A 25,495-nucleotide genomic window follows, 5' to 3' on the forward strand; every position below is an offset into this window, starting at 1 on the left:
TATTCCTATTTCGGAGGACCCAGCGATGACCCAAAGCGTGAAAGACCGCGTGTATGCTGCCGCCGAGCGGATCAGCGCCGAACGGCGCCCGACCGTCTCCACCGTCCGTGCGGCCGCCGGGGTCAGCAACGCCGACGCGACCCGGTACCTGAAGGAATGGTCGGAGGAGCGGCAGGCCGCCGGCAGCCGGCTCGCCGCCACGCCGGCCGTCCTGCTCGAGGCTTCGGCGCGGCTGGCCGGCACGGCCTGGGCCGAAGCCTCGGCGCTGGCCGACGAACGCCACACCGCCGTCGAAGCAGCCTGGGCCCAGGAACGCAAAGACAAGGACGCCGAGATCGCCGAGCTCGTCGCCGACCTGGACCGCCTCACCGAACAACACGACACCACCGTGTCCGGGCTCAGGACGCAGGTAGATGAACTGCAGGCGCAGTTATCGGCCCTGTCCGGGGAACTGGACCAGGCCCGCGCCGCCGAACAGGAGGCCACAGCCGCGGCAACGGACGCCGCGACGCAACTCGCCGCCGCAACCGCCCGGGACAGCGCCCTGCAGGCAGCCTACGAATCGCTGCTGGCCCGCATCACCCCACCCGGAACCGGCGCCAACCAGCACACCGACAACGACGCAGCGGACCAAGGGGACGGGGACGACCCAGGTGCCGGGAACCCGGGCACCCTGGGCGACGGTGGCCAATGAGTGTGAAGAAGATCGCTGCGTTCACCCCGTACTTCACCGAGGAGCAGGCCGGTCAGGTCCGCGCAGCGTTCAAGGCCGCCGGCCAACTCGAGGGCGACGCGAGTGTGTCAGACTTCATCGTCCGCGCCACGATGCGTGAAGTGAAGCGCCTGCAGCGAAAACACAACCAGGGCCGGGCCTGGGAGCCGGTCCCGGCCGGGTCTCTGCGGCGGGGACAACGCACCATGGATGAGATCCGACACCGCGACACCAAGGACAACTGAACCAATGCCCAAGAAAACCAACGAACCAACCCCGGGACCGGCGACGACACCGGCGGCGCCGAACACTGGAGGGCTGCCGCGGATGCTGTCCCTGGAGCAGGTCCAGCAGGTTCTGAACATGAAGTCCCCGCAGGTGTACGCGCTGGTAAAGAGCGGCGAGTTGAGGGCCGCCCAGTTCGGAGGCCGGCACGTATGGCGGGTCCGGGAGGACGACCTCATGGCGTACATCGACGCCGCCTACGCCAAGACGGCAGAGCGGATCGCAGCCGGCCAGATGCCGGCCGGGGACGCGGAAGACCAGGGACAGTAAAACGATCCGGTCCCGGTTGCGTCTGGCACTGTGGAGATCGGAACACCGAACACCGGGCAAGCCCACGCAAGGCCGAAAAGAAAGGAGCTCCATCGTGAGCGAGCATGCCAACGCGAGCGGACTCTCAGAGACTGACATCGAGGAAGCCGTCGGCTTTGCCGATGCCGCGCAGTACCTCGCCGGAGGACATGCCGATGAGCGGTCCCGTGAACTGGGCCGGGAAGTCCTGCGGGGAAACCTGACCCACCGCCAGGCCGTGGACGACTACCTGGCGCAGTACAAGGACAACGGTCAGCGGTAGGCGATGCCTGACCGGTACACGTACCCGGGCACGGAAGTCCTGGTCAACAAGCTGGGCATCCGGGATCCGGAGGAGCTGTCCCGCGTGGAGCAAGGTGTCGCGGAAATCGGCCTCATCGAACTCCGGCACCGCCCCCTTCAGGGGAACTTTGACCTTGCCCACCTGGGGAGGATCCACCGTTACCTGATGGGGGACCTGTATGACTGGGCGGGGCAGCTGCGTACCGTCGATACCCAGGCGCTGGGGACCGGTGTTCCGCACTGCGGGCCGGACTTCATTCCGCAGTTCGCCCGCGACATCTTCGGTGCCATCGCGGCCGATAACCGGCTGCGCGGAATGGACCAAGAGACGTTCATCCGACGGCTCGCCCACCACTGGGGAGAACTCACAGCGCTGCACTCATTCCGCGACGGCAACACCCGCAGCCAGTCCGCGTTCATCGACCAGCTGGCCAGGCAGGCCGGCTACGGCATCACCTGGCAGGCGCTCGATCTGGACCGGCTCAAGACGGCACGGGTACGGGCAGTGGCCAGCAGCTCCGAGGACCTCCGGGTGGTCCTGGCCCCGGCCATTGAACCGCTGGCCGCAACCGATACGGAGACAGCCGAACTCCGGAACCTTCACGCCGCAGATTTCCCCCACTCTCCCCGCTCCGGTCCGCTGCTGCCGGATAGGCAGCCGCGGCCCGCCGGGCAGCAGGAACGCACCCGCACACCGGCCTCCGCCGGTCAGCCGGGAGCAACCCCGGCACGGAACGATGATGCTCCGCAGAAGGATCCCTTACCCCTGAACCCACGGGGTGCCTGCGCGAACGCTCAGGAACGCAGCCAAGGACAAAACCCCTTCCCGGCCACGGGCCGATGGGGGTCCTGAAGTGCGGTCTTTGGACCTTGCAACGCGCCCAGGTATCGCCCCCGGTGACTGACGCGATCACGGTTGCCGGGGGAGGCGGATAACCGGCAGTTGCTTTTGCCGGCTGCGCTGCCCCACGGCACCGTTGCCATGTCCACCCTGACCCCGGCCGCCGGCATCGGACCGGCCCAAACACCAGTCCTTGGGTTCGCTTCACGTTCCCGCCTGTCGCGCCAGGTGCCAAGTCCTGATGCCGCCTGCTTTCGTTCTGTGCGGCCGCCGGATCCCGGGGCGAACTCACCGCCCCGCAAAGAGCGGCCGGCCGTCACCGCAATGGTGACGGCCGGCCGCTGTTGCTATTCCATGGCTGTTCGCCACGGGATCGTGCAGGGTTCAATCCTTCAGGGCTTAACTGTGCAGGGTCAGTTGGCGGTGGCGTGTCCGGCGATGGCGTCTGCGTGCGGTGGTGTGGTGGTGTTTGCGGCGTCCATTGAAGCGCTGCGGACGGCTGCTTTCCGGCGGCGGCCGGCAGCTGCCGGTTCCAGACCGAGCTTTTTCAGCTCCTCGCTGCTCCAGCCGTCCCTGGTGGCGCGGACGTAGGCGCGTTTGTCGTCGCGTTCTGCTTCTGCGAGTTGTTCTTTGAGGTCGGTGATGCGCTGCCGGGTCTTGACCAGGGAGGTGACTGATTCAATGCGCGAGTCCAGCAGTGCGCGGGCCTGGTTACGTGTCTGTTCAATATCGAGGTTCGCCATTCCCCAACATTAACGTTCCCGGCGCACGGTGTGCGTGGTGACGCGCCCGGGACCGCGTCACTTCAGCAGGCTACTGGCACGGCGGTTATCGGGAGTATCTCCAGGTACAGGAGGACGTCCGGCGGGTGGCATCACTGGACGGGCGTCCGTCACCGTGACGGCGTGGAGGTGTGCGTTGCCTGGGTCGTTGAGCCAGTCCCTGAGATAGTCCTCGGCGTAGCAGACGGTCCGGGGCGTGAACTGGAAATATTCGGGCCCGATACCGCGCTCCCGCCAGCGCCGCAGCTGGGCCACCGGGATCCCGTAGTGCTGTTCCACGACGGACGGTGAGATGAGAGTCATGACTGTACCTTTCGCTTGCCCCATGCCGCGTTCCTTTCGGCACGCTTGCCGAAACTTGGCCGGTGAGGGAATTGGCCAGTCGGAGGCGCCGGACCGTGGAATACCGGAGCGCAGCGAGGATATGCCGCGAAAGCCGGCGGCGCAGACTTGCCAAGGAAGGACCGGGCAGTAGCCTCAACAGCCGAAACGGAACGACGTAGTCGTTTTCAAAGGAGAAGACGCGGAGCGTCCTGCAGGGCAGTACCGTCACCCGGTGCTCCGGCCGCGAATCGGAGTATCACCTTCCCGGCCGGAGCAAGCTAGGCGGTTATGTACCATAACCCGCGTGTTGATCCACGGCCGGCGGTCGTGGATGCGGCACACTCGTGGGTGTGGCCCGGAGATTCCGGGGCGCTGCGCTGGGCATCGGGGGAGGGGTGGGGATGACTGAAGAAGAGCGGACGTCGCCGCGCCGACTCTCCCGCCGCCGCCGGGCGAACATTGACGGTGACACCCAGTACGTGCGGGTTTCGATGTCCGAATTCGAACGTGCACAGCTGAAGGTTCTGGAGGAGCGGACCGGGCGCAGCCCGTCAGAGATTCTGGTCAGTGCTGCCCTGTACGCGGAGAACTCCGAGTCGCTGGCGGAGCGGCGCGCGGTGGCAGTGGAATTCATCGCAGCCCGCCGCTACCTTGCCGCCCTGTCGAACAACGTCAACCAGCTCGCCCGTCAGGCGAACGCCACGGATGAATTCCCGGAAGCAGCCCGCACCGCGTTGACGCGGGTGCGGGCGGTAGCGGACCGGATCAATACGATGCTGGATTCGATGGTGCGCTGATGATTCCCAACATCACCAAGGGCACCCGCATGCACGGGCTCATCGCCTACCTTGCCGGCCCCGGACGGACGAACGAACACACCGACCCGCACCTGGTCGCAGGCTCACCGTCGATCATGGCCTGGCACAACGACGACGAATTGAACGCTGACGCAGCACAGGCGATTGCCAAGGAACTGGACCGGGCCCGAAGCGTCCTGGGCACCGAGATTCCGGGTGGCCACGTCTGGCACTGCTCGCTGTCACTGCGCGCCGAGGAAGGCGACCTGACCGACGCGAAGTGGGCTGACATCGCCCAGGACTTCATGGACGAGATGGGGTTCACCGAAGCCAGTGGACGCGCGCCGGCGCAGTGGGTGGCGATCCGACACGGCCACAGCAAAGCCGGGAACGACCACATCCACATCGCCGCGTCCATGGTCCGCGAAGACGGCACGAAGTGGAGCAGCTGGCGGGACTTTCCCCGCGCACAACAAGCCGCCCGGGAGCTTGAGAAAAAGTACGGCCTGGAAGAACTTTCGCCTACGCATTCCACCCGTGGCCTGCGGCCCGGTGAACGCGAAGCTTCCGAACGGCGGGGAGCGCCGGAACCGGAACGCCGGTCCCTGGAACGCAAGGTCCGCGCCTGCGCCACCTCGGCACAGGATGAGGCCGAATTCATTCGACGCCTGCGCCGGACCGGTGCCCTGGTCAGGCCGCGGTACGCGTCCGGACGCGACGATGTTGTGGTTGGCTACAGCGTGGCCGAACGTCCCCGGAAAGGCGGCCGGCCGGTCTGGTTCGGCGGCGGTCATCTCGCCAAAGACCTCGTCCTGCCCAAGCTTCGTGCGGAATGGCACGACACCCCGCAGGGTGCCGCCAATGCGGTCGCCGAATGGCAGGCAGCTGCACGCGGACGGCGCCCTGTCACGATCGGCCGCGAAGCCCACGAACCGGACCCGCAACTGTGGCAGCAGTACAGCGACGAAGTTGCCCGGCTCCGCGAAACGCTGCGCTCGGTACCGCTGGACGACCACGCCACCTGGGCGCACGTTGCACGCGAGACATCCGGCGCCTTCGCAGCCTGGTCCACGGCTACCGAGGCAACACCCGGACCGCTCGCTGCAGCAGCAGACGAGCTGTCCAAGACAGCACAACTGCGGCGCTACCCGGTCCGCCCCATCCGCAGCGCAGGACCGTCCGCACGGGGAGCCTCCCTCGTGCTCATGGCAGCCGCGATGGGCGGTACCGGAACCGCCGCCCAGGCAATCATGCTGCGCCAGCTCCTCAACGTCGCCAAGGCCGTCCACGACATGCACAAGGCATCCAATGACCTGCGCAGAGCACGACAGATCAGCCACATCGTGAAACATCAACTGAGTCAGGTCGCTGCTGCACTGCCCAGCGTCCCGGACTCAACGTCTACAGCGGATAGCGAAGCGGCCGCAGCCGTCCGCGCGAGTACAGCCGGCCAGGTCGCCGGTCGGTCCGCCGGCTCCGTACTGCCACCGAAATACGTGCAGGCACGCACCCACGCGAGTACCCAAAACGGGACGACCCGACCGGACATTGAGAGATAACACCAACGAGGGGGAACCATGAACGAATCTGACGGCATTGAAGAAGCAATCGAGGGAATCTCGCGCGTCGGGCTGACCGTCGCAGGCAGGCTCGGCGAGCAGCTGGCCAGGGCACACGAGCAGGAGCTGCGCCGCGCCCAAGCAGCCGAGGAACAACAGGCCCGTGAACTGCAGGCCCGGTTCGACGCCGAGCGGGCAGCCGCCCGCGCCCAGATCGCACCGGTCATGGACAACCGGTGGTGGGACACCGCCAGCGGCCGCGACATCGAAAGAGTCCATGAGGCGGCCACCGCATGGAAAGACCATGACCCTGCAGCGCGCGACGCCGCCGAGGTCATCCGCGACCAGGTGCAGCGCCGCTACGGCTTGGACGTGGACAACCTCGGCGCAGACGAAGCGTCCGTGGCCGCCGCCTTGGCGAAGGCCGTACGGGACCGTGAACAGGCGGAACAGGAACGCGGCGCCGGGCGGGACGAGAACGCTCAGGCTGTGCAGCTACTGGCCGAGGCAGACCGGGAAGACCGGGACCGCCAGCAGGACGCCCACGAGGAGAACCAGCGCCCCGAGGCACTGGCAGAAGAGGTCGGCCTCAAGCACGACTCAGCCGAGCGCCGGCAGGCACTTGCTGCCAGACTGGAAAGCGTTGCCGACAGCGAGGCCGTACAGGCACGACTCAGCGCCGACCAGGACCAGGCGACCCCGCCCTCCGCCGCGGTCACCAAGGCGCCAGGACGGAACCCGAAGGCACGCAGTACGCGCGGAGCCAACGGCCAGACCAAGCTTCTACAAAAAGGCATCAGCCGGTAAACGTGGCGCTGAACTCTGAGGTTAGCCTCATCCAGGTCTCATCACAGCGGGGGAGCTTCGCACGGCTCAGGTGGGCGGTTGGCGCCCGGGGGCTGTGGCGCTTCGGTATCCAAGAGCCCGCGATGCTTCGATGGACTCTCTAAGGCTGCGCGGGCCTCACGTTGTCCACGCACTTGCCCAGACACAGTCTCCGAGCGTTAGAGGGGTCAGCTGCCATGCCGCTGTCTTTGCCAGGGTAGGTGGATGGGATGGTTGCTCCGGAGTGGTGTGCTGGACAGTGCACTGCTGGCCCCCGCCTTTTTGTCTCTTTCCTCGAGAGTCGAAACTCGCGCTCTCGTTCCCGCGGCGGCGGTCAGGCCATGCCGTCCGTCCCCTCCGCGCGGGCGTATGGTTTGAGAGGGATGTTTCCAGCTCCCGGGAAGCCTGTCAGCCAAATTCTGGCAGGCTTCCCACGGTCACCTCATGGTTCAAGGCCCAGGTCACCGGCACACTCCCGCTCGAGACGGAACAAGCGTGGGACAAATACTGGTAGGTAGGATCAAACGCATGCCCGTGACCTCGCCCTCCCGGCCAGCTACGCCGAACTCCTCAGTGAACTCAAGAACCAGGTTAGAGCAGCCCGCACCAAGGCGCTGCGGACCGTCAACACCCAACTCATTGCATTGAACTGGTCCATTGGGAAGACCATCCTGGAACGCCAAGCATCTGAAGGGTGTGGGAGTGGGGTCATCGGGAGACTGGCTGATGACCTCCGTGCAGAGTTCCAGGACATGAAGGGCCTCTCACGGTCGAACCTGCAGTACATGCGCAGCTTCGCCGAGGCTTGGCCGGCTTTCGAGCCGGCGAAGGGTCCACCACAGCGCCTCGTCGGTCGGCGCCATGGGCGTTTCGTTCAGGTACAGCCGCAGCCAGGTTAACGAGTCCGGCGACGTCGGCACCCATTGATAGGCGCGGGTCCCTTTTGATACCACTCCGATTGACTGGTTGCCCCAGTCAACGTCCAGTCCCCTCATCCCGAGCAGCTCGCTGGCCCGGGCCCCGGTTGCGAGGTACATGGCGACGAGCGCCCGGTCCCGGGTCGAGGTCAGTGCCATGAAGACCCGGTTCACCAGGTCCTCTGACAGGGCCTTGGGTGGTCCCTCGACCAGGCGCTGTCGGTAGGGCGCCCGGTGCTGCGGCCTGTGGGAGTCCAGCGGATTGTGATGCGCATGTCTCCGTACACCCGAAGCGGAGGCCGGCACCGGATTGGCTACGGGCCCCTGGCCCTGCCGGGCCTGATGCTCATAGAACACGGACAGCACCGACAGCATGTGGTTAATGGAAGCCGGCCTGTATGCCCGGCGCCCGCCCGGGTCCTGTGGTTGCCTCATCCACAGGACCAGATCCCGCACGTCCTCCCTTCTCGCGGTGTCCCAGCGGTTCCCGATGGCGGCCAGGAACCGCCACCAGCGCATCAGATCGTATGCGTAGGATCGGAGGGTTTGGGGGCTGCAGTCATTGGTCGACAGTGTGACAAGGAAGTCGTCGATGACTATGCCGTCGTGGGCAGCGGGCAATCCGGCAACGCGCCAGGGCAGAGCATGATCCGTCGTCCGCGTGACGCGGCCGAACTTCGGCAAGTCCACATCCGGCAGACCGCGGGGCGAGTCGGAAGCGTGACGGGAATCGATCCAGTCCATAGCTGAGCCTTTCAGAACGGCAGGTCCTGGCCCGGGCGACACTCCGTCAGCAGCCCAGCGAAGACGTGGTCGGTGGTCCCGTGGTACGTCGTTATTCGCAGGGTCTCTTGGCTTGGAGCCAATTGTCCAAAGTTCTTTGGACTGTTTGATCGGGAGGGTTCGGGACCCGGCCCGAGCCGGATCTTTGAAATAGTCCAAAGTTCTTTGGACTATTCTGGCGCCGGTCTTTAGGCGCGGGGTCTGTCGGGTGCAGCGGCTAAGGTGGGTGCGTGCCCGAGATCGAACCTGAACTTCCCAGCGGCTATGCCGGCATGCTCGTTTCCCTCAAGGAGCTTGTCGCCTCGTCGCAGTTGCGCGCACAGCAGGCCGCGAGCAATGCCATGGTCGAGATGTACTGGGAGATCGGCTCAACGATCCTGGAACGGCAGGCAGCCCGGGCTTGGGGAACTAAGACTCTGCAGCGGCTGGCAGCTGACTTGAAGTCAGCCTTCCCGCACATGCGTGGTTTCTCCCGTTCGAATCTGTTCTACATGCGGTCCTTCGCAGCTGCCTGGGACTTGTCCGATCCAGCGGACCGGAAACGGGTGGGTGGGTTGCCTTGGGGCCACATCATCGAGCTGCTCAAGCTGAAAGATCCGGAAATTCGTAATTGGTACGCGGAAAAGGCAGCGGAGCACAACTGGAGGCTTGAGGTCCTCGAGCATCAGATCACCACCGGACTGCACCGTAGACTCGGGGCAGCGCCGAACAATCTCGTGGAACGGCTCTCCGAAGACGGCGCCGCACTGGCACGGAGTGTGGCCAAGGATCCTCTCGTCTTTGATTTCCTCGGCCTGACCAGGGAAGTCGAAGAACTGGCCATGGAGGAGGCCATGACCCAGCGGATGTCCCAGACGCTAGCCGAGTTCGGCCGGGGCTTCGCCTTCTATGGCCGCCAATTCCACCTCGATATCCAGGGCGAAGACTTCTACATCGACCTTCTCCTCGTACATGTGCCTACCAACCGCTTTGTGGTCGTGGAGCTGAAGTCCGGCAAGTTCAGGCCCGAACATCTTGGGCAGCTGAATTTCTACGTGGCTGCGGTCAACGACTTGGTGAAGTTTCCGGGGATGGCTCCCACAGTCGGAATTCTGGTTTGCGGCTCCAAGCATGATCCGACAGTGAGGTACGCACTGGACGGGTCATCCCAGCCAGTCGCCGTGAGTTCATATACGTACGATTCCCTTCCGCCGGAAGAGAGGGCAGCTCTGCCATCTCCAGAAGCAATTACTGCCGCGCTTGAGCAGGGAACGGTGACCGACTCTGGTGACCACGACTAAGGAGGGTATGGCACCGAACGCCTGGTAGAACGGTAACAACCCTCTAGCAGAACGCTTCCTTGAAGGACTCCCACGCAGTCGTCCGGATGTTGTCGGCCGCATGCTCTAGGCTCGCATCGGAAGTGTTGACTCGAAATACGCGGTGCTCGGGGGAGATCATGAAGTTTAAGAGGCTGGATGTCCGGTTCTTTCGCTCGTTCAACTACGACTACGAGCTGAAGTCACGGATCAAAAATCTGCCAGCACCTTGGGAGGACGTTGATCCGGCGTGGTATCCCTTTGTCCGCATACCTTTGGATCCAGAAATCACTGCGATTGTTGGGGCCAACGAGTCTGGCAAGAGTCAGTTACTGACTGCAATCAAAGCTGCTCTGACGGGTGACCCCATCGATCGCTCAGACTTTTGTCGATACAGCGAGTTGTATTCAGTGAAGACCAACGAGCTCAGGTTGCCTGAGTTTGGCTGCACCTTCGATCTCGATCCGGCAGAAGATCGAGCAGGCATCAGCGCCCTCGAGGGAGCTACAGAGTTCAGCTTCTACCGTCCGGGGGCAGCGGAGCCATTCCTGCTAGTCAATGGTGAGAAGACTCCGCTAAGTGCGGACGAACTTGCTCGCTTGGAAGCGGCCCTCCCGTCGTATCACGAGCTGAGGACTGACCTGGCCATTCCGAACAGTGTCTCCATTGCCGAGCTCGCCGGACAGCCTCACAGTCAGCTACACCTCAGGAAAACCCGTTCCGACATACTGGAACGGCTAGGGAGCCTCGTTCCTCTGACGGCGGAGGCAGCCGGAGAAGTGGTTCTTCCCGCGCTTGCTGAAGGTACCGATCCCGCCAGTGTTGAAGCCGAAGTGAAACGCAAAGCGGAATTCGAGCTGGCACGCCAGCTACTCATCGACGCCGCCGGTATAGATCGACAAGCCTTCACGGAGTTGCAGGAGGCGATTAAGTCAGGACGCGAGGGCCAGGTTGAGGCAATCATTGGGGCAATGAACTCTGCTATCAAGGAGAACCTAAACGTCCAGCGCTGGTGGTCACAGGACCGCGACTTCGAGCTCCTGGTTGAGGCACGCGAACACGAGCTGGCGTTCACGATTTTGGATAGGACCGGGTCGAAGTACTCCTTCGGAGAGAGAAGCCAAGGACTTCGTTTCTTCTTGAGCTATTTTGTACAACTAACTGCCCACCGACTAAGGAACGGCAAACCGGACATACTCCTGTTAGACGAGCCGGATGCTTTCCTATCAAGCGTCGGCCAGCAAGACCTCCTACGAGTGCTGCACGACTACGCTCTGCCCGAGGACGATGGACAGCAAAGTCAGGTTGTATACGTGACGCATTCACCGTTCTTGATCGACAAGAATGCGCCCCACAGGATCAGAGTGTTAGACAAGGGCTCCGAAGACGAGGGAACCCGTGTGGTTCGCGACGCAGCCAACAACCGATACGAACCTTTGCGTTCTTCAATCGGCACCAATCTTGCGGAGACCACCTTCATAGGCGGCAAGAATCTCTTCGTTGAAGGACCTGGGGATCAAATCCTATTGGCCGGCATTTCAGCTCACATCGCGAAGAGAGCACAGAGTACATCCGGCGTTCTAGACCTGAATGAGGTCACGGTCGTAGCCTGTGGGGGCGCAGACAGTATCCCTTACATGGCCTATTTGGCGAGGGGACGGGATGTCATCAAGCCCCCTTGTGTTGCGCTCCTGGACGGTGACAAATCGGGCCTGCTAGCCGAAAACGTACTTCGACGCGGCGAAGCACGACGAAAGCGCGTGCTTCGCGATGAATACATAATTCGCCTTGATACGTGGGCAGCGCAGTCGGGCTTGGAGGTCGACGACCGGGTTGGCGTTCTGGAGATCGAAGACCTTCTTCCGATTGACATCGCACACCGGGCTGCACTGAATTACCTGGCTCGTTTCGAGGATCTTCAAGAGCAGGACACGGAGTCCTTCACGCCTGAAGACATCCGGAAGAATCTCTTGGAGACCGGCGGCCGCCTCTGGGACGCCTTGGAAAAGGCCTACGCAGGTGCCTTCCCAGAAGAACACATAGAGAAGGCTGGGCTCGCGCGAGAAGTGATCTTGCTCCTGGCCGTCTCCCCAAATGTTCAAGGCGCAGAGGAACTCCGAGGGCGATTTGCGGCCCTTCTGAGCTTCCTTGCTGAGCGCTTAGATGATGCGTCGGCGGAAGAAGACAGAAACCGCAGCGATGATCGTATGAAGCGTGCAGTGAACAACTTCCTACGCAACCATCCGCAAGGCATGAGAAAGCACGAAGCCAAGAAGTTGATGAGAGAACTCGACTCCGCTCTCGACGCCTCACCAGTCGGGGATGCGATCCGCCCGCAGCTATCAAGTATCGCCCGCGAATTCGAACTCGGGGACCTCAGCACTAACAACGTCCCTCGCTTTGATAGCTTCCGGGAAGCGATTAAGGCGCTAAGTTCCAGCGAGCGAATTTTGTACCAAGATGACGCAACCACGGATCCGGCATCCTCGGTCATACAGGCGGCTCCTATTGAGGCTCCGGCGCCCGGCGGCAAGAAAAAGTAGATGAAGGAAGGATAGGAGCATATTGCCCAGGCCGGTTTTGTCCACAGTTAGTTCGGTCAACGGGCTACGTCGTGATCGAGCTAACGCAATACTTAGGCATTCATAACTAATGTGTATATGCAGAATGGTTAGCTTATGAGAACATTTATGTATGAAGCTTGTCACTACTAGGGAGGCTGCTGAGCGGCTGGGAGTCAGTGACGTGGCCGTCCGTAAGATGCTGACGACTGGCCGTCTGACCGGGGCCGGCAGGGCGGGGCGGACGCTGCTTATTGATCCCGCGTCGCTGCAGCGGGCAGTCGACGCGGGCAGGCACGCCGGCCGGCTCTGGAGCCCTAAGACAGCATGGGCCGCCCTGTACCTGTTGTCTGGGGAGGCGGCGCCCTGGATTGGTTCAGCCGAACGGTACCGTTTGCGGAGGCGGTTGCGCGAGCTTGGCCCCGGTGACGTACACCAGTTGGCCAGGAACCGTGCCGCGGTCAAGAGGTACCGGGCAACGCCGACTGCCGTGGACAGGCTCCATCAGGGGCTGATCCTGACCGGTGGTTCAGCGATGCGCGATGAGGCAATGGCTGCCCGTTTCGGGCTGAGCGGCGGCGGGGGCTTCATCGAGGGCTACGCAACAGCAGGGGACGGGGCGAGATTCGCCGCAGCCCTGGGCATGATGGAAGACCCCGCAGGCAACACCATCATCCGCGAAGCCGCCCTGACCGAACCCTTTGCATCGCGGCGGACGCCCGTAGCCGCGGTCGCCGTGGACCTGATGGACTCGCTGGCCACGCGCGAGCGATCCGCCGGCACCCGCGTGATCGAGGAGCTGCTCAATGACTGAACCCATGAACCCGGAGCACGGTCACAGCAGGCCGGTCTGGGAAGCGGCCATGCCTCCGGGCGGCTGGGGTTCACCGTGGCCGCAGTGCATCGAAATGGCCAGGTCTCTGCCGGCAAACAAATGGACCCTGGTGGGTGGTCTGATGGTGCAGCTGCACGCTGCCGTCGCCGGGATGGCCTGATACGACCAACCGCCGACGTAGACATCGTCCTGCACATCGAGACCGGAGTGGTCACTGCCTCCGAGGTCCTCGAAACTCTCGCCGGGCTTGGCTACGGGCTGCAGACCTCCATCGGTCCGGACGCTCCGGCACACCGTTTCTCCCGTGGCAGCGAGCAGATCGACGTCATGATCGCGGACCACGCCGTCGCCAAACCGCCCCAGCGCCTTGGACAGCGAGACATGTTCCGAATCGCCGCAGGTACGCAGGCCCTGCAGCGTACCGTCTCCTGCCGCATCGACACCGGCTCGGGAATCGTGACGGTCAGCATCCCCAACACCCTGGGTGCCCTGGTGCTGAAAGGGGCAGCCTACCGGGAAGACTCCCGAGAAGGACGCCGCCACCTCGACGACGCTGCCGTTCTGGCCGCGACGCTCAAGGACCCCCTTGCCGCTGTGCCGGGCATGAAGGGTACTGACCGCAGCCGGATCATTACCCTCCACACAGCACTGGCCGACCCGCTGCACCCGTCCTGGCTGGTGCTGGAGGAAGCCGACCGCGCCACAGGCCGCGACACCCTGCGCATCCTCGCCTCAAACCCTCAGGACTTCACACTTCCACTTGGCCTGACTGGCCCAACGTAACCGTGTCCTACTCCCCATCCGAGGCGTGTCTGGAAACCACAAGGATTCGAGACGGGAAGGTTTCGAGACACCGAATGGGAGTAGGAGAGGGGTTGGTGCGGCTCACCGCCTTCGGTTCGACGGAACCTAAAGCACGGCTCCGTTTCCGTGCAGCATTCGTTTCCGCAGATACTGGTTGGATTGCGGGAGCCACATCGTTATCGCACCGATCATGACTAATACATACGCCCACGCCGATTCCAGCGCTGGATTCGTGACGACGGCCGCTGTGAAGCAGATGGCCGCCGCAGTGAGGGCGCCCCTGGCTATCCGGAGCCCGTAAAGCATCAGGATTGGGACGCCCATTACGAGCGCCGTGTAGATGGCAACGACGGCCAGCGTGCCGGACCCGAACCAGCCTGAGTCTCGAATCTGCGCCGGAACGAACAGGGACGGGACGAGCGTGCCAAGCCCGGACCAGGCGCCGGGAATAAGCCAGCACACCGCACTGATGGCTAGCGAGACAGGCACGCAGCGAGTGCCCACCCGTATCTGCTTTATTGCACCGGCGTTCCAGCGCTTCCCCATGCCTTCATTCAACCACTCAGTCTCCCGAGGAGTCCGATCTGGTTTGAGAATCTCTTCGCGCGAACCCTTCACGGCGGTGACCGCCGGCAAGGGTGGGCGGCCGTCTCGGGCCTTATCGGCCGTGTCCGGGCGTAAGGTTGGTGTTAGCCGTCGGCAGGGTCCGGCTGGTCTCCTCGAAGTTAGCTGGTTTCCGGGCCCCGTCGCCGGTTCTCATGGTTTCGGTTTGGTGGGACTACCCGTGCACCGCCAGGCCGCGGGCATTTCCTCCTGGCCTGGCCAAACGGCGACGTGAAGCGGTTCTCACGCGCGGGTGCAGTTGGCGGGGAGGCATTTTTTGTGGTTGAGGGTTCTCGCGTTAGGTCTCGGAGACGCGGGGTCTCGATGGGAGGTGCCCGCGCCGGGAGGCTTCCCGGATGAGGGCGCGGATCAGGGTGGGAAGCTCTGCTCTTACCGTAGCCAGGTCGGACTCTTGACCGGTCTTGAGCCGTGTTTCGAGGACGCGGCAGTAGGATGCGAGCCGGATGGCGCCTGCAATCTCGGAACTCGTGCGCAGGCTGAGGAGGGCGTCCAGGCTCTCCTCGGTATCGTTGGCGGCAAGGGCGTGAAGGATCCTCGATGTCCTGGCGAACAGCAGCAGCAGGTAGTCTTCCATGAACGCCTGGGCGGCAGCCTCGCCGGCATCGTCTGCGAGATCCTGCAGGGCAGCAACGTTCAGCACGGAGATATCCTGGTCCCTGAGGGGGTCCATTGGCCGTGTACCTCCTTCCTGCTCATTGACGAAAGCTGCGCCTGGCAGCCATCCCGGAACCGGGCAGAGACCCTTACACGTGTCCTGCCCTGTGCCCCACTTCACCGGCCCGGCATGAGCCGCTGCCCGTGGAGTAAACCCGCGACCCCGTCCAAGGCCAGCCGCTTTTGCGGTGCCCGGGCACGGCCACGTTCTAGGGGAATGCTGCCTTGCCCCGGCCCGGTCCCTGGCTGGGCAGTGCAGGTTCCCGTTCCTGGGACACACCAACAGTGAGAGTCGACCCTTGGAAAAAGGTTGGGCTTCCGGGAGCCAAAAGTTGCTGTGGGGCGCTGATTTGGGGTGGTGCGTGGCAAGCAGGACCCCCTGTTCCGGACCGAAGCCGGCACCGGTACCGCGGTACGGGGTGCGGAAGCGATACTGAGGCCGTCGTGTAGCACAGGGCGGTGATCAAAGGCGATGCCTGAGGGTCCCGCCGCTGCAGCCGCACGCGGCGGCCGGGTTTCATCTCTCCCGGTTCCTAGTACCTGACCTCGACGTCGAAGTCCTGCCCGGGCCGTCCGGTCAGCCTCGCGGCGGCGTCCCTCACAGCGTCAGGGATGTCATCGAATTTCCGGGCGTGCGCAACAAGTTCGGGCAACTCGACGACGCGAAGGTCCAGCCGGCCGTCCGCTGCATTCTTAATCTGTGCAGTGAGTTTCATCTTTTCCCCTCCGGACGATAGGTTACGGGCCCCGGCCCTGAAAGGCATCTGAGCCGAAGGGACGCCAACGCCGTCAGGCGGTGTCAAGGAAGTGTTGTGCTTCAGTCGGGGCGTACGGCGGTGAGGCAGAAGGGGTGACCGGCAGGGTCGAGCAGCACGCGCCACTGTTCCGGTGCCGGCTGGTGCTTGGCGGCCGTGGCACCCAGAGCCACGGCAGCATTGGTTGCCGAGTCGAGCTCGTCCACCGCGATGTCGAGATGAAGCTGCTGGTGCTGGGGCCCTTCCGGCCACGAGGGGGCGACGTACTCCTCGACCCACATCAGGGTGAGCATCGGGCCGGCCCCCGCCAGGGCGACCACGCCCCGGTCGGGGGTCGCGAACGCCTCTTCGAGGCCCAACAGCCGGGTATAGAACCCGGCCAGCAGATCCGTATCAGGGCAATCGAGGGAGATGGACGCAAGCTGTCCCACAGGTTCAGTCATCGTCCTAATCTACAACTCCGCCCGGACCAGCCGAGAAAACCGGGAGGTACCACTTGAGCTCCTGACGTGCACCGATGCACGAATCACTTGCCCGCAGCTTGTACCTGAGGTGGCCCTGCCAACACCTAAATTAGTAAGCACGCTTGCTTTCCGGTGCCAAGGACGGATCAGACGTTCAGCTACTGAGCCGCACTGAAGTCGAACTGGCCAGAAAGCGCCTCAAAACCAGCCGCAGGCTGGACCGCGACGTACAACAATGACGCAGGCTACGGGAAGGGCGTAGCGGGCTGGCGGCGGCTGGGGTTAGGCAGTCAGGCCCCGGAGGGAAGGGCCAAAGCCACCGCCACCGGCCCAATCCCAGTGTGCTCTTTATCCTTGGAATAACCATGGAGTATGCAGTGTGCAGTATGGAAGAGCCTTCCTCATGTACCTCGCGCGAGCCCAAGGTAGCCCAGCACTTTCCCGAGGTGGCCACCCAATAGTGAAGGTGTTCTGACGGTGACGGACTTAAGCGCCCCTGCCCCTGCAGATTTGCCGGGTCCGGACGCATTCCCTCCTTGCTGACCGGACCCGGCCTCACTTTCTCTCACCAGAAGCGATGAGGGACCCCCAAAGCACTGACCCGATTCCTCTGCACAGGAAGCGGGAGGGACTTCACCCCGCCCGTTATGACGCTTCTTCTGCCGGCCACCTGGGTGCTTTGCAGGATCTCATAGCTCATCTTCACCGGCGCCGTATGGCACACGAAGGCCCATTGGCGATCCGTGAGTTCGAGGCCGGGGGAGAGGCTATGACAGAGGACGGATATTCTCGGCCTGGGGGCCCTTGTTGCCGTGGACTACTTCAAACTCGACCTTTTGGCGGTCTTCCAGCGACCTGTACCCGTTGCCGACAATGCCGGTGTAGTGGGCAAAAACGTCCCCGGACCCGTCATCGGGCGCGATGAAGCCAAAGCCCTTTTCCGCGTTAAACCATTTCACAATGCCTGTTGCCATGTCTGGTCCCCAAAATAACTCAGTTAACCGCCGGCACTGAGAGCACCCGCGGCCGGACGCCCTCGTCCGCTGGTCCCTAACCGTAGAGCCCCTACTCCTGCAACACAAGGAACATCAGGGGAACGCGTGCGTTCGGGACCGACGACGAAGCTGGGTGCCAGCCGGATCTGGGGGGAGACGCCCCGGCCAGCTTTCCGCCGCCGGCCGCATACAATTTGGCGCTCCGCTTGAGGCGCTCCTCAGGAACTGGATGGCTGCATCCTGTCGACACCGGGCCCCCGGCTTGGACGCGAGTGCCAGGAACCAGCACCGTCAGTAAGAGTCTGTGGCGTTGCGGATGTTGCCTTCGGCATTCGCGACGAAGCCCCTCCTGGACATGAGGCGGGGCCAGGACCAGGTATCGACGTCAGTTCCTTGGCGTTGGACCGTTTTTGTATGGAGGCAGCTCCGCAGGGTCCTGGACGTCGCGGATGTGGGCAAGCAGCGCCAAGTCCGGGCGTCCCGGGTTCACGGCCAAATGATCCAGCAGGGAGTCACGGGCATCAGGGTCGAGGTCGGGCAGGGCCAGCAGTTCATCGATGACGCACTCGAGCTGGAACTGCAGGAGACTGCGGGGTGGCAGGGGCACAGTTGGGGCGGACTGCGGAACTGCCAGAACGGGAGATGGCTGGGATGGGTTCGTCCACTGCCCGCAATTGGGGGACGAATGGAGGTGCATGAGCGTCATCGGTTCTGCCCTTTCGCCGCACCGGCATTGCGCGGCTTGTTTGGCCGTTCGCGCCGACGTGTCGCCGGTGATCCCCGCTCTGCTAAAGGATCTACCCTGATCTGTCCGGGCTATTCTTGCGGTGGTCGATGGTGATTTCCTGATGGACCTTGGAGATCGGAGGGGGCCTACCGCTTGGCATTGACTGAGTGCCGGCGGCATTCCACCGCTATTCCCGTCGACCGGGTTCCTGCCCCGTCCGGGGCGTCATAACTTGTGAAGCCAAGCATGCTGTCCATATGTTTGGGTCAGCATGTCCACCTGATTATGGCGGAGATGCCGAACCACCAGAGGAGAGCCCCGCTTTGTGACCAAATTGGCGGGGCTCTTCCCCTGCCCACGATCCGCCCCATTGGAAGGGCTTCCGCCTCCCGAAGCGGCGCGGCCGGAACCGGCGGATCACGGCGCGAAACCGTCGACCCCTGACCTGACGCCCGCCTCCTCGTTGCGTCTTGCAAACCCCTGGGATACGAGACGTCTCGACTGGCGAGCAATTCCCTTGAGCCGCTGGTCATATACTGACGCCTGTCAGTGCTCACCAGGCACATCAGCACCACCAGGGGGTTCATCGTATGAAAAAACTTGCCGCAACGCTTTTGATGACCGGCATACTCGCCGTGGCAGGGTTCGCTGCCCCTGCTAACGCGGCGCCGAAGGGCCAGGACAACACGACGTCCTCCACCTCGAAGACGTCAACCAACCACGCAACCGTCGGCTGGTGGCCGAACTAAAAGTTCGACACCCGCCGACATCAACCAAGGAGCCGTCTCCACCCTCGCCTGGTCGGGGACGGCTTTTGGGTTGATCTCGGTCAGTGTCGTCGCCGGGCCCGTCTGCTAGGGGGAGTGCGTTAGGGCCCGGCGGCCTGAAGCTGTGGTTCGCGGCTACCAGCGCTTCAGCGACGACTTCATTGTGCGGTGCACACACTGGGAAAAGCGGGGCCCACCAGCGGACGGCGGCCTGCTTTTACCCGCTGTTGGCAGGGGAGCCTGTGACGGCGTCAAGGATTCTCCAAGCTTCACGCCGGCAGCATCGTTTTCGCCCGCCTGGGGAGCACCCGGATGCCGAGTGGGCGGCTTGCCCCCTAGCGGCGCCTGCCATCTGGGCGTGCTGACTGCCGTCATGACGCTGGTGTGCAGCTCTTTGGCCCGGGAGCGAAGTGGAACCAGTCCGGGAGTTCGGCGGTGTAGGCCTTGGTGATGGCGGGGGTTCCGGCGGAGCGCCAGTCGACGACGGCCTTGACCTCGACCTCATTCTTGTTCCATTCGAACCAGTTGATCATTTTCAGCTGCGGGTAGTCTCTGGGGATCCGCAGGTCGAACAGTTGCCTCCACCAGGCCTGCTTGATGGCCAACTCTTTCGCCCCGCTGCGGCTGGGGACGCTCAGCGCGGCGGTCTCCGGGATCGCCACCGGCTTGCCGTGGCGTTCGCCGTATTCGCGGTAGAAGTCGGGGACGGCGAGGTCGTTGCCGCCGGCGCCATTGTAGGCGCCGGTAAGTTGCTGCAGGAATTTGCCGGATTCGGGGATCACGTTGGCGCCCCATGGGTAGGTGTTGCCCCAGTGGTAGAGCGACATCCCCACCCAGTCCACCGCGTCATCACCCGGATAATACGGGGCGTAAGGGTCATCGGTGCCGGTCACGGTTCCGTCCTTGTTGGTGTCCAGCGCAGTGAACGCGGCAGTGCCCGTCTTCGCTTGGTATTTGCCGCCGGTGAAGGGGTAGCCGCCGCCGTAGTTCGGCGCCCACATGGTGGCGCTCCCGGGGGCGAGGCGGTGGACGGCGTCGGCGACCCGCCTGAAGGCGGCCCTGTACTCGGCGGGCTGCTGGCCCCATTCGTACCAGGAGCCGTTCATCTCGTGGGCGAACCTGACGATCACCGGAACCCCGGCCCTGTTAAACCGGTCCAGGGTCCCGGCCAGCTTGTCTGCCACTGGCTGGGTCACGGCGGCCAGGCCCATCCTTGGTTCCAGCGTCAGCAGCAGGATCCCGCCGTCGGCGCGCACCTGGTCGAACGCCGCTTCGACGTTCGACCCGTCGGAGGCCGCGAATGGGAACTGCGTGAAGCTGACCACCACCGCGGGCCGCCGGCCCAGGCCTGCGCTGTACTGGGCCAGGGTCTCGTGCTCCCAGTCCAGGTTCACCCCGGACAGGATGCCCGCCGCCGGGGCCAGATGCTTCCCTGCGGCAACCTCGCATGTGGCCACTGTGGGCGTTTGCGGTGCGTTCGTTTCCTGGGCTCCTGGTGGCGGGGGTGTACACCCCGCTACCAGGGCCGATACCGCCGCAACCACAATCGTCATCCATCCCCAGCTGGTATTCACGGACACCAATCTATGCGACCGTTGCCACCGGGGTGCCGCCGGCCGGTCCGGGTGCGGGGCCGACAGCAGGTCGGGCAGCGACCGCAAAGGTTCGGGACCCGGCACCGCCTTGTCGGGTCCCCGCCGGGGACGATGCGGCCGATGCAGGTGCGCGGCCGCACGGGGAAGGGGTCCCTGGATCCGGATTCTTGAGTGAATGTTGATCATTTCCGGCATGGAGTCCTGAGCCGGGCCCGGAATTGTGGTGTGCAGAAGGAACCACCATCGCACCAAGTCTGAGGGGACTCGTCATGAAGAACAGCGCACTGATCAAGGGAACCGCCGCTATCGCCGTTGGCGCTGCACTGCTGCTGGGCGGCGGCGGCACCCTGGCCTCGTGGAACGCCTCCGCCAGCGCCACCCCTGGCACCATCAGCGCCGGTGACCTGAACATCGCCAAGAGCGCAGCCGGTGTGTGGACGGACCGGGCCGGGGCGACGATCAACATCAACACCTACAAGGTGGTCCCGGGCGACAAGCTGACCTACACCCAGGTGCTGGACGTGACCCTGACCGGTGACAAAATGGCGGCCACCATCGCCGCCACCGGCACCGGTGCGGCCAGCGGCTTCACCGCCACCAACGTCATCGTCACCGACCCAGTCCTGACCGTCGGCGGTACCGTCGTCGCCAACCCGCTGAAGACCTCCCAGACCGTGACCGCCACGATCACGTTCGAATTCAAATCGACCACAACCGGCCGGGCAGACGTGAACCAGACCTACAACTTCGGCAACGTCGGCTTCACCCTGAACCAGATCACCCAGTCCGGACTGGCCTAGTCTGATACCGTGGCTGCCGCCCGAGAGGGCGCGCAGCCAGGTCCGGACCCACAGCAGTCCGGGACCACGGCAGCCCGGGGGCCAGAAGGCGCCGGGCCAGAGGGCATCGGACCGGGCAGGGAAAATAGGGAATGGGGGGACTATGGGCATCCCGCGCGGTGTGCGGGCAGCGGCGCTGATCGCGGCCGCGGTGCTCCTGGGCCTGTTGGCGGTGCAGGGCAGTTACGCCTTGTGGAACGCCGCGGTCTCATCTTCCCCGGGATCGGTCTCAGCCGCCTCATTCACGGTCAACCTCACCGGAACATCCACCGGCCAGTCCACGTCGATGACCCTGGCCGGAGGACAGTCCGCAGTCCTGGCACTGACCGGCGGGGCCACTGTTCTTACCCCGGGGACTTCTGCGTATGCCGGGGTGCTGGTGGGCAACGCCTCGGACGCGGGCGGGCCGTTCAGTATCAGCCTCACGGCCGCAGGAGCGAGCATTGCCAACGTGGGGACCGGCTCCCTCGCCGCCTACCTGAGCGTGAACGCCAAGACGGCCGCGACCACGACTGACTGCGCGGTCCCCACCGGTTACAGCACCTCGGTGCTCACCTCGTCCCTGACCACGGCAGCAGTTCCCAAGGGCGGCAGCACCGTGATCTGCTTCCAGGTCAGCCTCTCCCCGTCCGCCCCGGCCGCCGTGAAGGGACAGTCCGTGAACATCACCGTCCCTGTGACCGCCCAACAGCTCTGAGGCAGATCCATGAAGGTCCTTGATACCCTTCCGCACATGGGGGAAACAGACCACACCCGCGCGCCCGCCAACACCGCACCCAACAACAGCATCCCGCCCGACCAGAGCGCTGCGGCCGGCGGCAAGAACCAGCCGGCCGGGGCCGCGCCTGTTCCGGCGAAAGCAGTCTCCCGTGCCCGGCGATTTGCTGCTGGCGCCGGGCGCCTCGTTACCCTGGTGCTGCTGACGGTGCTGGTGTTCGCGGCCCTGGTCCTGATCATCGTGCCCAAGGCCGCCGGGTCCCAGACCTACACGGTGCTCACCAAATCCATGGTCCCGAAGTACCCGCCGGGCACGTTCCTGGTGGTCAGGCCGACACCGTTCAGCCAGCTGCAATACGGGGACGTGATCACGTTCCAGCTCGAATCCGGCAAACCCGCCGTCGAGTCGCACCGGATCGTCGGTTTCGGCTCCTCCCAAACCGGGGAGAAGACGCTGATCACCAAGGGCGATAACAACAGTGTTAACGACGCCAACCCGGTCAGGAAACTCCAGGTCAGGGGCAAACTCTTCTACGCCGTCCCGTATGTGGGGTTCGTGGCGAACGCGCTGGGCAACCAGGACCGGGGCCTGTGGGTGAGCATCGGCGCGGCAATCCTGATCGGTTACGGGGTCCTGCTCATCATCCGCAACCTCCGGAGCATGCCCCGCCGCCCCACGGAAGGCGAGGCTGCCGGCACACCAGCGCCTGGAGAAGAAACCGCGGGAGAGGAAACGGCATGAAACCGCTGAGGAGCGTTCCGGGCGCGAAGGCTGCCCTGATCGCTTTTGTCCTGACGGTCCTGCTGGGTGTTGGCGTGACCTCTGCCGCCGGGCTCTGGCAGCAATCCGCGACCGCGACCATGGCGGTCTCGGCCGCCACGGCCTGGCCGGGTGACACTACCGTCCTGGCCTGCACCGTCACCGCCGCGAACGGTAAAGCGGCGACCTTGACCGCCTCCCCGGCCACCACCATGACGGTCACCGCGGCCCTGGTGACCGGAAGCACCGTCGGCGCCGAGCGGGCGGTCGGCACCTTCACGTCCGGGACCGTGACGATCGACCCGGACACCACCACAGGGGTCAAGGAACTGTTGAACGGAGGCGCCGGCAACGTCCGCTTCACCGCCACCTTCGACGGGCCGCCGCCCTTCACCCGCCAACTCGTGGTCAACTTTTCAGGCAACGGAAAAACCACCTGCCCCACGGCCTAGGAAATGGTGCAGGAAGACGGCCATGGCAAGGACGGGCACGTTCGGGTCGGGAGGGGACACATGGGGTCACAGCACTGGAGGCATGGCAATCACGCCCTCACTGAGGAGCGGGGCGCTGTCGCGGTCGTCGTGGCGCTGATGATGGTGGTGCTGCTGGGCTTCGCCGCGATCGCGATCGACATAGCCCGGCTCACGACCGAGAAAGCCGAACTGCAAAACGGCGCCGACGCCGCCGCACTCGCGATCGCACAGAACTGCGCCAAGGGGGCCTGCGGGAACACCGCCGCGACCGCGACGACCTACGCCAAGGCCAACGCAAGCGACGGGTACGCCACCGCCACGGCAACCGTGGCCGGCGGCACGGTGACCGTGCAGACGGGGACGCTGAACAAGGACGGCTCCACGACGATCGATTACTTTTTCGCCCCGGCCCTGGGTATCGAGAACGGCACCGCCACGGCCGCGGCGTCTGCGGTGTGGGGCAGCCCGGCCAGCGGTCCGGCAGTGTTTCCGCTGACGTTCTCGATGTGCCAGTTCGACGCCGCACTCTCGGGCACCACTCAGCTCATCCAGTACAACACCGGCCCGTCCTGCGTCGGACCGACCGGTCATGCCATCCCCGGCGGGTTCGGCTGGCTGAAAACACCCTCCGGGCAGTGCTCCCTCGACGTCAGCATCGCCACCGCCAGGATCACCAGCGACAACGGCAACTCGTTCCCCCTCACCAGCCAGTGCACCACGGCAATGCAGAGCCTGAAAAACCAGACCATCCTCATCCCGGTCTTCGCAGAGGCCGACAGCAGCGGAGCGAACGGGTGGTACAAAATCTACGGTTTCGCGGCGTTCAAGATCACCGGCTGGAAATTTGGCGGCAACGGATCCTCCGACCTGAACTGGAACAACACCGGCACACCCTCCTGCACCGGCAACTGCCGCGGCATCATCGGATCCTTCCAACGCTTCATCGACATCAGCTCCACCTACACCATGGGAGGTCCCGACCTCGGCGCCAAAAACATCAGACTCACCCAATAACCGCCACCATCCACCTCTGCCAGACGATGCGGTGTTAACGAGCCGGTGGACTAACTGGACTGGCTGCCAGGGGCCGGTGTGACGGTTTTCAGAAGTCCCGGTCCACCGGGCAAACAAGATCCTGCCTGACCCCGCCGGCAGGGGTCCAGGTACGATTTCTCGAAAATGGGAATCCTGCAGCCGATGGGGTCAGTCTTCAAAGTGGGTGGCTGAGGTTGTTTCGCGGGCGCCTTCCCGGTTGTTGACAATGCCTTCTGCGATGTCGTGGAGTTTTTCGTTGCGGTTTTGGGAGGCATTGCGCAGCACCGCGAATGCCTCGTCCTGGCTGCAGCGGTTTTGTTCCATGATGATGCCGGTGGCCAGATCGATCGCGGTCCTGCTTTCCAAAGCGGTTTTTAGGTCTTCGGCGAGGAGGTCGGCGGTCGCGATGCGAACTGCCAGCCGCAGTGCCTGGCCGGCCATGTCGGCAAAGACCGTTGCCTCGTTGATGGCTTCGGCGGTAAACAGCCCCGACTGCATGGCAAAGAAGTTCAACGCGGCGGAGGCGTCCTTTCCAAGGTTGAGGGGGACGCCGAGCACGCTGCGGGCACCGGCTGCGGCGAGGTTTGCGGTGAGTTCCGGCCAACGCGTGTCTGTGCTTGTGTCGGGCAGCAGTACCGGTGCGTGGGTTTCGAGTGCTGCCAGGCAGGGGCCATCGCCCAGGGTTTGTTCGACGCCATCGAGCAGGATGGCGGTGTCGCTGCTGCCGGCGATGGTGACACTGCGCTTTCGGCGGTGCAGCGTCACCGCGCACTCGATCCGTGCGCCAGCCACCCGGCTCAGCGATGTCGCCGCGTAGCGGGTCATGCCCTCGAGGAAGCCCTTCACGTCATCCGTCCCGGCGATGAGCTGATGCAACCGCTGGAAGTCCTCGTTCTGCTCGTCCGTCTCCACAGCATCATCCTATGAAGCAGGCATCATCAGCGTCATCATGCGCCCGGGGCCGGTGCCGTGGAGAACCGCAAGCAACCAGGCAGGCGAGCTGTGCTTGAGTGATGTCTTGTTTGGGTGACAGCAGCTGCCAAACACTACCGTTGCCGCCAGGCAATCGAAGTGGAATGTCTATCTCAGCTCTCGCTGACTATGGTGTCGCCCCTCTTGCATGGCGGTCAATGGACGCTCTGTCCTCCCTGCTTCATTTGCCGGCCTGCTGGCCCT

Annotated in this window: 30 protein-coding genes and 1 pseudogene; 20 read left to right on the top strand and 11 right to left on the bottom strand. The window is 64.2% G+C overall.

From position 1 onward, the window contains the following. Positions 1-25: 25 nt before the first annotated feature. The 5 genes from ACFRAH_RS06425 (at position 26) to ACFRAH_RS06445 (ending at position 2,441) form a co-directional block, all read left to right on the top strand. Positions 26-694: a DNA-binding protein gene (locus ACFRAH_RS06425; protein WP_377990076.1), complete on the top strand. Its 669-nt coding sequence runs from the start codon at positions 26-28 to the stop codon at positions 692-694. Further along, positions 691-957: a hypothetical protein gene (locus tag ACFRAH_RS06430; RefSeq protein ID WP_377990077.1), complete on the top strand. Its 267-nt coding sequence runs from the start codon at positions 691-693 to the stop codon at positions 955-957. Before ACFRAH_RS06425 ends, ACFRAH_RS06430 begins: the two co-directional genes overlap by 4 nt. A 4-nt stretch (positions 958-961) precedes the next feature. After that, entirely contained in the window at positions 962-1,267 is a 306-nt protein-coding gene (locus ACFRAH_RS06435) for a helix-turn-helix domain-containing protein (RefSeq protein WP_377990078.1), read from the top strand. 94 nt (positions 1,268-1,361) lie between these two features. Then, a complete protein-coding gene (locus ACFRAH_RS06440; RefSeq protein WP_377990079.1) occupies positions 1,362-1,568 on the top strand; it encodes a hypothetical protein in 207 nt (68 codons plus the stop codon). 3 nt (positions 1,569-1,571) lie between these two features. Further along, positions 1,572-2,441, top strand: a complete 870-nt coding sequence (locus ACFRAH_RS06445) for a Fic/DOC family protein (protein ID WP_377990080.1) — start codon at positions 1,572-1,574, stop codon at positions 2,439-2,441. 401 nt (positions 2,442-2,842) lie between these two features. On the opposite strand, the gene ACFRAH_RS06450 is transcribed toward ACFRAH_RS06445, so the two are convergent. Together ACFRAH_RS06450 and ACFRAH_RS06455 are read right to left on the bottom strand one after the other, a co-directional pair. Continuing rightward, positions 2,843-3,172 (bottom strand): hypothetical protein, encoded by a 330-nt coding sequence (locus ACFRAH_RS06450; protein WP_377990081.1) that lies wholly within the window; start codon positions 3,170-3,172, stop codon positions 2,843-2,845. A gap of 57 nt (positions 3,173-3,229) precedes the next feature. Next, positions 3,230-3,514 (bottom strand): helix-turn-helix transcriptional regulator, encoded by a 285-nt coding sequence (locus tag ACFRAH_RS06455; protein ID WP_377990082.1) that lies wholly within the window; start codon positions 3,512-3,514, stop codon positions 3,230-3,232. A gap of 422 nt (positions 3,515-3,936) precedes the next feature. On the opposite strand from ACFRAH_RS06455, the gene mobC reads away from it, so the two are divergent. The 4 genes and pseudogenes from mobC to ACFRAH_RS06475 form a co-directional block, all read left to right on the top strand. Next, positions 3,937-4,332 carry a plasmid mobilization relaxosome protein MobC gene (gene mobC, locus ACFRAH_RS06460; RefSeq protein ID WP_377990083.1) on the top strand — a complete coding sequence of 132 codons (396 nt, stop codon included), beginning with the start codon at positions 3,937-3,939 and terminating at the stop codon, positions 4,330-4,332. Continuing rightward, entirely contained in the window at positions 4,332-5,891 is a 1,560-nt protein-coding gene (locus tag ACFRAH_RS06465; protein WP_377990084.1) for a relaxase/mobilization nuclease domain-containing protein, read from the top strand. The genes mobC and ACFRAH_RS06465 overlap by 1 nt, the downstream gene beginning before the upstream one ends. An 18-nt stretch (positions 5,892-5,909) precedes the next feature. After that, positions 5,910-6,698 carry a hypothetical protein gene (locus tag ACFRAH_RS06470; RefSeq protein ID WP_377990085.1) on the top strand — a complete coding sequence of 263 codons (789 nt, stop codon included), beginning with the start codon at positions 5,910-5,912 and terminating at the stop codon, positions 6,696-6,698. Between the two features lie 632 nt (positions 6,699-7,330). After that, positions 7,331-7,477, top strand: a pseudogene (locus ACFRAH_RS06475) (DUF1016 N-terminal domain-containing protein); the annotation flags it as partial. Positions 7,478-7,480: 3 nt separating this feature from the next. Here ACFRAH_RS06475 and ACFRAH_RS06480 read toward each other — a convergent pair. Then, complete coding sequence (locus ACFRAH_RS06480) at positions 7,481-8,377, bottom strand: tyrosine-type recombinase/integrase (protein ID WP_377990086.1); 897 nt, start codon at positions 8,375-8,377, stop codon at positions 7,481-7,483. A 269-nt stretch (positions 8,378-8,646) separates the two neighbouring features. Here ACFRAH_RS06480 and ACFRAH_RS06485 point away from each other — a divergent pair, with 269 nt between their 5' ends. The 5 genes from ACFRAH_RS06485 to ACFRAH_RS06505 all read left to right on the top strand — a co-directional run bounded on the left by ACFRAH_RS06485 (position 8,647) and on the right by ACFRAH_RS06505 (position 13,893). After that, positions 8,647-9,696 (top strand): YhcG family protein, encoded by a 1,050-nt coding sequence (locus ACFRAH_RS06485; protein ID WP_377990087.1) that lies wholly within the window; start codon positions 8,647-8,649, stop codon positions 9,694-9,696. Between the two features lie 158 nt (positions 9,697-9,854). Beyond that, entirely contained in the window at positions 9,855-12,257 is a 2,403-nt protein-coding gene (locus tag ACFRAH_RS06490; RefSeq protein WP_377990088.1) for an AAA family ATPase, read from the top strand. A gap of 151 nt (positions 12,258-12,408) precedes the next feature. Beyond that, positions 12,409-13,089: a helix-turn-helix domain-containing protein gene (locus ACFRAH_RS06495; RefSeq protein WP_377990089.1), complete on the top strand. Its 681-nt coding sequence runs from the start codon at positions 12,409-12,411 to the stop codon at positions 13,087-13,089. Beyond that, entirely contained in the window at positions 13,082-13,270 is a 189-nt protein-coding gene (locus ACFRAH_RS06500) for a hypothetical protein (RefSeq protein ID WP_377990090.1), read from the top strand. Before ACFRAH_RS06495 ends, ACFRAH_RS06500 begins: the two co-directional genes overlap by 8 nt. A gap of 47 nt (positions 13,271-13,317) precedes the next feature. Beyond that, positions 13,318-13,893 (top strand): hypothetical protein, encoded by a 576-nt coding sequence (locus ACFRAH_RS06505; protein WP_377990091.1) that lies wholly within the window; start codon positions 13,318-13,320, stop codon positions 13,891-13,893. A 126-nt stretch (positions 13,894-14,019) separates the two neighbouring features. Here the strand turns inward: ACFRAH_RS06505 and ACFRAH_RS06510 are convergent, their stop codons facing one another. The 6 genes from ACFRAH_RS06510 to ACFRAH_RS06535 form a co-directional block, all read right to left on the bottom strand. After that, positions 14,020-14,403 (bottom strand): hypothetical protein, encoded by a 384-nt coding sequence (locus ACFRAH_RS06510; protein WP_377990092.1) that lies wholly within the window; start codon positions 14,401-14,403, stop codon positions 14,020-14,022. Positions 14,404-14,815: 412 nt separating this feature from the next. Continuing rightward, complete coding sequence (locus ACFRAH_RS06515; RefSeq protein WP_377990093.1) at positions 14,816-15,208, bottom strand: hypothetical protein; 393 nt, start codon at positions 15,206-15,208, stop codon at positions 14,816-14,818. 517 nt (positions 15,209-15,725) lie between these two features. After that, on the bottom strand, positions 15,726-15,908 hold the full coding sequence (locus tag ACFRAH_RS06520; protein ID WP_377990094.1) for a hypothetical protein: 183 nt from the start codon (positions 15,906-15,908) through the stop codon (positions 15,726-15,728). A gap of 101 nt (positions 15,909-16,009) precedes the next feature. After that, entirely contained in the window at positions 16,010-16,390 is a 381-nt protein-coding gene (locus ACFRAH_RS06525; RefSeq protein WP_377990095.1) for a VOC family protein, read from the bottom strand. Between the two features lie 788 nt (positions 16,391-17,178). After that, on the bottom strand, positions 17,179-17,385 hold the full coding sequence (locus ACFRAH_RS06530) for a cold-shock protein (protein ID WP_377990096.1): 207 nt from the start codon (positions 17,383-17,385) through the stop codon (positions 17,179-17,181). 406 nt (positions 17,386-17,791) lie between these two features. Further along, complete coding sequence (locus tag ACFRAH_RS06535; RefSeq protein ID WP_377990097.1) at positions 17,792-18,013, bottom strand: hypothetical protein; 222 nt, start codon at positions 18,011-18,013, stop codon at positions 17,792-17,794. A gap of 710 nt (positions 18,014-18,723) precedes the next feature. Between ACFRAH_RS06535 and ACFRAH_RS06540 the strand changes: the two genes are divergently transcribed. Further along, positions 18,724-18,882, top strand: coding sequence for a hypothetical protein (locus tag ACFRAH_RS06540; protein ID WP_377990098.1), 159 nt, complete (start codon positions 18,724-18,726; stop codon positions 18,880-18,882). Between the two features lie 389 nt (positions 18,883-19,271). Here ACFRAH_RS06540 and ACFRAH_RS06545 read toward each other — a convergent pair whose 3' ends face one another. Further along, a complete protein-coding gene (locus ACFRAH_RS06545; RefSeq protein ID WP_377990099.1) occupies positions 19,272-20,357 on the bottom strand; it encodes a glycosyl hydrolase in 1,086 nt (361 codons plus the stop codon). A 407-nt stretch (positions 20,358-20,764) separates the two neighbouring features. On the opposite strand from ACFRAH_RS06545, the gene ACFRAH_RS06550 reads away from it, so the two are divergent. The 5 genes from ACFRAH_RS06550 to ACFRAH_RS06570 all read left to right on the top strand — a co-directional run bounded on the left by ACFRAH_RS06550 (position 20,765) and on the right by ACFRAH_RS06570 (position 24,298). Next, positions 20,765-21,295, top strand: a complete 531-nt coding sequence (locus ACFRAH_RS06550; protein ID WP_377990100.1) for an alternate-type signal peptide domain-containing protein — start codon at positions 20,765-20,767, stop codon at positions 21,293-21,295. Between the two features lie 142 nt (positions 21,296-21,437). Beyond that, positions 21,438-22,031 (top strand): hypothetical protein, encoded by a 594-nt coding sequence (locus ACFRAH_RS06555; RefSeq protein WP_377990101.1) that lies wholly within the window; start codon positions 21,438-21,440, stop codon positions 22,029-22,031. 36 nt (positions 22,032-22,067) lie between these two features. Next, positions 22,068-22,793 carry a signal peptidase I gene (locus tag ACFRAH_RS06560; RefSeq protein WP_377990102.1) on the top strand — a complete coding sequence of 242 codons (726 nt, stop codon included), beginning with the start codon at positions 22,068-22,070 and terminating at the stop codon, positions 22,791-22,793. Further along, positions 22,790-23,263: a hypothetical protein gene (locus ACFRAH_RS06565; RefSeq protein ID WP_377990103.1), complete on the top strand. Its 474-nt coding sequence runs from the start codon at positions 22,790-22,792 to the stop codon at positions 23,261-23,263. Before ACFRAH_RS06560 ends, ACFRAH_RS06565 begins: the two co-directional genes overlap by 4 nt. A gap of 60 nt (positions 23,264-23,323) precedes the next feature. Then, positions 23,324-24,298, top strand: coding sequence for a pilus assembly protein TadG-related protein (locus ACFRAH_RS06570; RefSeq protein ID WP_377990104.1), 975 nt, complete (start codon positions 23,324-23,326; stop codon positions 24,296-24,298). Positions 24,299-24,487: 189 nt separating this feature from the next. Here ACFRAH_RS06570 and ACFRAH_RS06575 read toward each other — a convergent pair whose 3' ends face one another. Beyond that, a complete protein-coding gene (locus tag ACFRAH_RS06575; protein WP_377990105.1) occupies positions 24,488-25,231 on the bottom strand; it encodes an ANTAR domain-containing protein in 744 nt (247 codons plus the stop codon). Positions 25,232-25,495 lie beyond the last annotated feature (264 nt).

The sequence above is a fragment of the Arthrobacter sp. NPDC056727 genome (assembly GCF_042790555.1).
Taxonomy (GTDB): domain Bacteria; phylum Actinomycetota; class Actinomycetes; order Actinomycetales; family Micrococcaceae; genus Arthrobacter.

What these genes read in the sequence shown, in the direction of transcription:
- ACFRAH_RS06425 (WP_377990076.1), top strand. Translation starts at nt 26, where the DNA reads ATGACCCAAAGCGTGAAAGACCGCGTGTATGCTGCCGCCGAGCGGATC.
- ACFRAH_RS06430 (WP_377990077.1), top strand. Translation starts at nt 691, where the DNA reads ATGAGTGTGAAGAAGATCGCTGCGTTCACCCCGTACTTCACCGAGGAG.
- ACFRAH_RS06435 (WP_377990078.1), top strand. Translation starts at nt 962, where the DNA reads ATGCCCAAGAAAACCAACGAACCAACCCCGGGACCGGCGACGACACCG.
- ACFRAH_RS06445 (WP_377990080.1), top strand. Translation starts at nt 1,572, where the DNA reads ATGCCTGACCGGTACACGTACCCGGGCACGGAAGTCCTGGTCAACAAG.
- ACFRAH_RS06450 (WP_377990081.1), bottom strand. Translation starts at nt 3,172, where the DNA reads ATGGCGAACCTCGATATTGAACAGACACGTAACCAGGCCCGCGCACTG.
- ACFRAH_RS06455 (WP_377990082.1), bottom strand. Translation starts at nt 3,514, where the DNA reads ATGACTCTCATCTCACCGTCCGTCGTGGAACAGCACTACGGGATCCCG.
- mobC (WP_377990083.1), top strand. Translation starts at nt 3,937, where the DNA reads ATGACTGAAGAAGAGCGGACGTCGCCGCGCCGACTCTCCCGCCGCCGC.
- ACFRAH_RS06465 (WP_377990084.1), top strand. Translation starts at nt 4,332, where the DNA reads ATGATTCCCAACATCACCAAGGGCACCCGCATGCACGGGCTCATCGCC.
- ACFRAH_RS06470 (WP_377990085.1), top strand. Translation starts at nt 5,910, where the DNA reads ATGAACGAATCTGACGGCATTGAAGAAGCAATCGAGGGAATCTCGCGC.
- ACFRAH_RS06480 (WP_377990086.1), bottom strand. Translation starts at nt 8,377, where the DNA reads ATGGACTGGATCGATTCCCGTCACGCTTCCGACTCGCCCCGCGGTCTG.
- ACFRAH_RS06490 (WP_377990088.1), top strand. Translation starts at nt 9,855, where the DNA reads ATGAAGTTTAAGAGGCTGGATGTCCGGTTCTTTCGCTCGTTCAACTAC.
- ACFRAH_RS06495 (WP_377990089.1), top strand. Translation starts at nt 12,409, where the DNA reads ATGAAGCTTGTCACTACTAGGGAGGCTGCTGAGCGGCTGGGAGTCAGT.
- ACFRAH_RS06500 (WP_377990090.1), top strand. Translation starts at nt 13,082, where the DNA reads ATGACTGAACCCATGAACCCGGAGCACGGTCACAGCAGGCCGGTCTGG.
- ACFRAH_RS06515 (WP_377990093.1), bottom strand. Translation starts at nt 15,208, where the DNA reads ATGGACCCCCTCAGGGACCAGGATATCTCCGTGCTGAACGTTGCTGCC.
- ACFRAH_RS06520 (WP_377990094.1), bottom strand. Translation starts at nt 15,908, where the DNA reads ATGAAACTCACTGCACAGATTAAGAATGCAGCGGACGGCCGGCTGGAC.
- ACFRAH_RS06525 (WP_377990095.1), bottom strand. Translation starts at nt 16,390, where the DNA reads ATGACTGAACCTGTGGGACAGCTTGCGTCCATCTCCCTCGATTGCCCT.
- ACFRAH_RS06530 (WP_377990096.1), bottom strand. Translation starts at nt 17,385, where the DNA reads ATGGCAACAGGCATTGTGAAATGGTTTAACGCGGAAAAGGGCTTTGGC.
- ACFRAH_RS06540 (WP_377990098.1), top strand. Translation starts at nt 18,724, where the DNA reads ATGAAAAAACTTGCCGCAACGCTTTTGATGACCGGCATACTCGCCGTG.
- ACFRAH_RS06550 (WP_377990100.1), top strand. Translation starts at nt 20,765, where the DNA reads ATGAAGAACAGCGCACTGATCAAGGGAACCGCCGCTATCGCCGTTGGC.
- ACFRAH_RS06555 (WP_377990101.1), top strand. Translation starts at nt 21,438, where the DNA reads ATGGGCATCCCGCGCGGTGTGCGGGCAGCGGCGCTGATCGCGGCCGCG.
- ACFRAH_RS06560 (WP_377990102.1), top strand. Translation starts at nt 22,068, where the DNA reads ATGGGGGAAACAGACCACACCCGCGCGCCCGCCAACACCGCACCCAAC.
- ACFRAH_RS06565 (WP_377990103.1), top strand. Translation starts at nt 22,790, where the DNA reads ATGAAACCGCTGAGGAGCGTTCCGGGCGCGAAGGCTGCCCTGATCGCT.
- ACFRAH_RS06570 (WP_377990104.1), top strand. Translation starts at nt 23,324, where the DNA reads ATGGGGTCACAGCACTGGAGGCATGGCAATCACGCCCTCACTGAGGAG.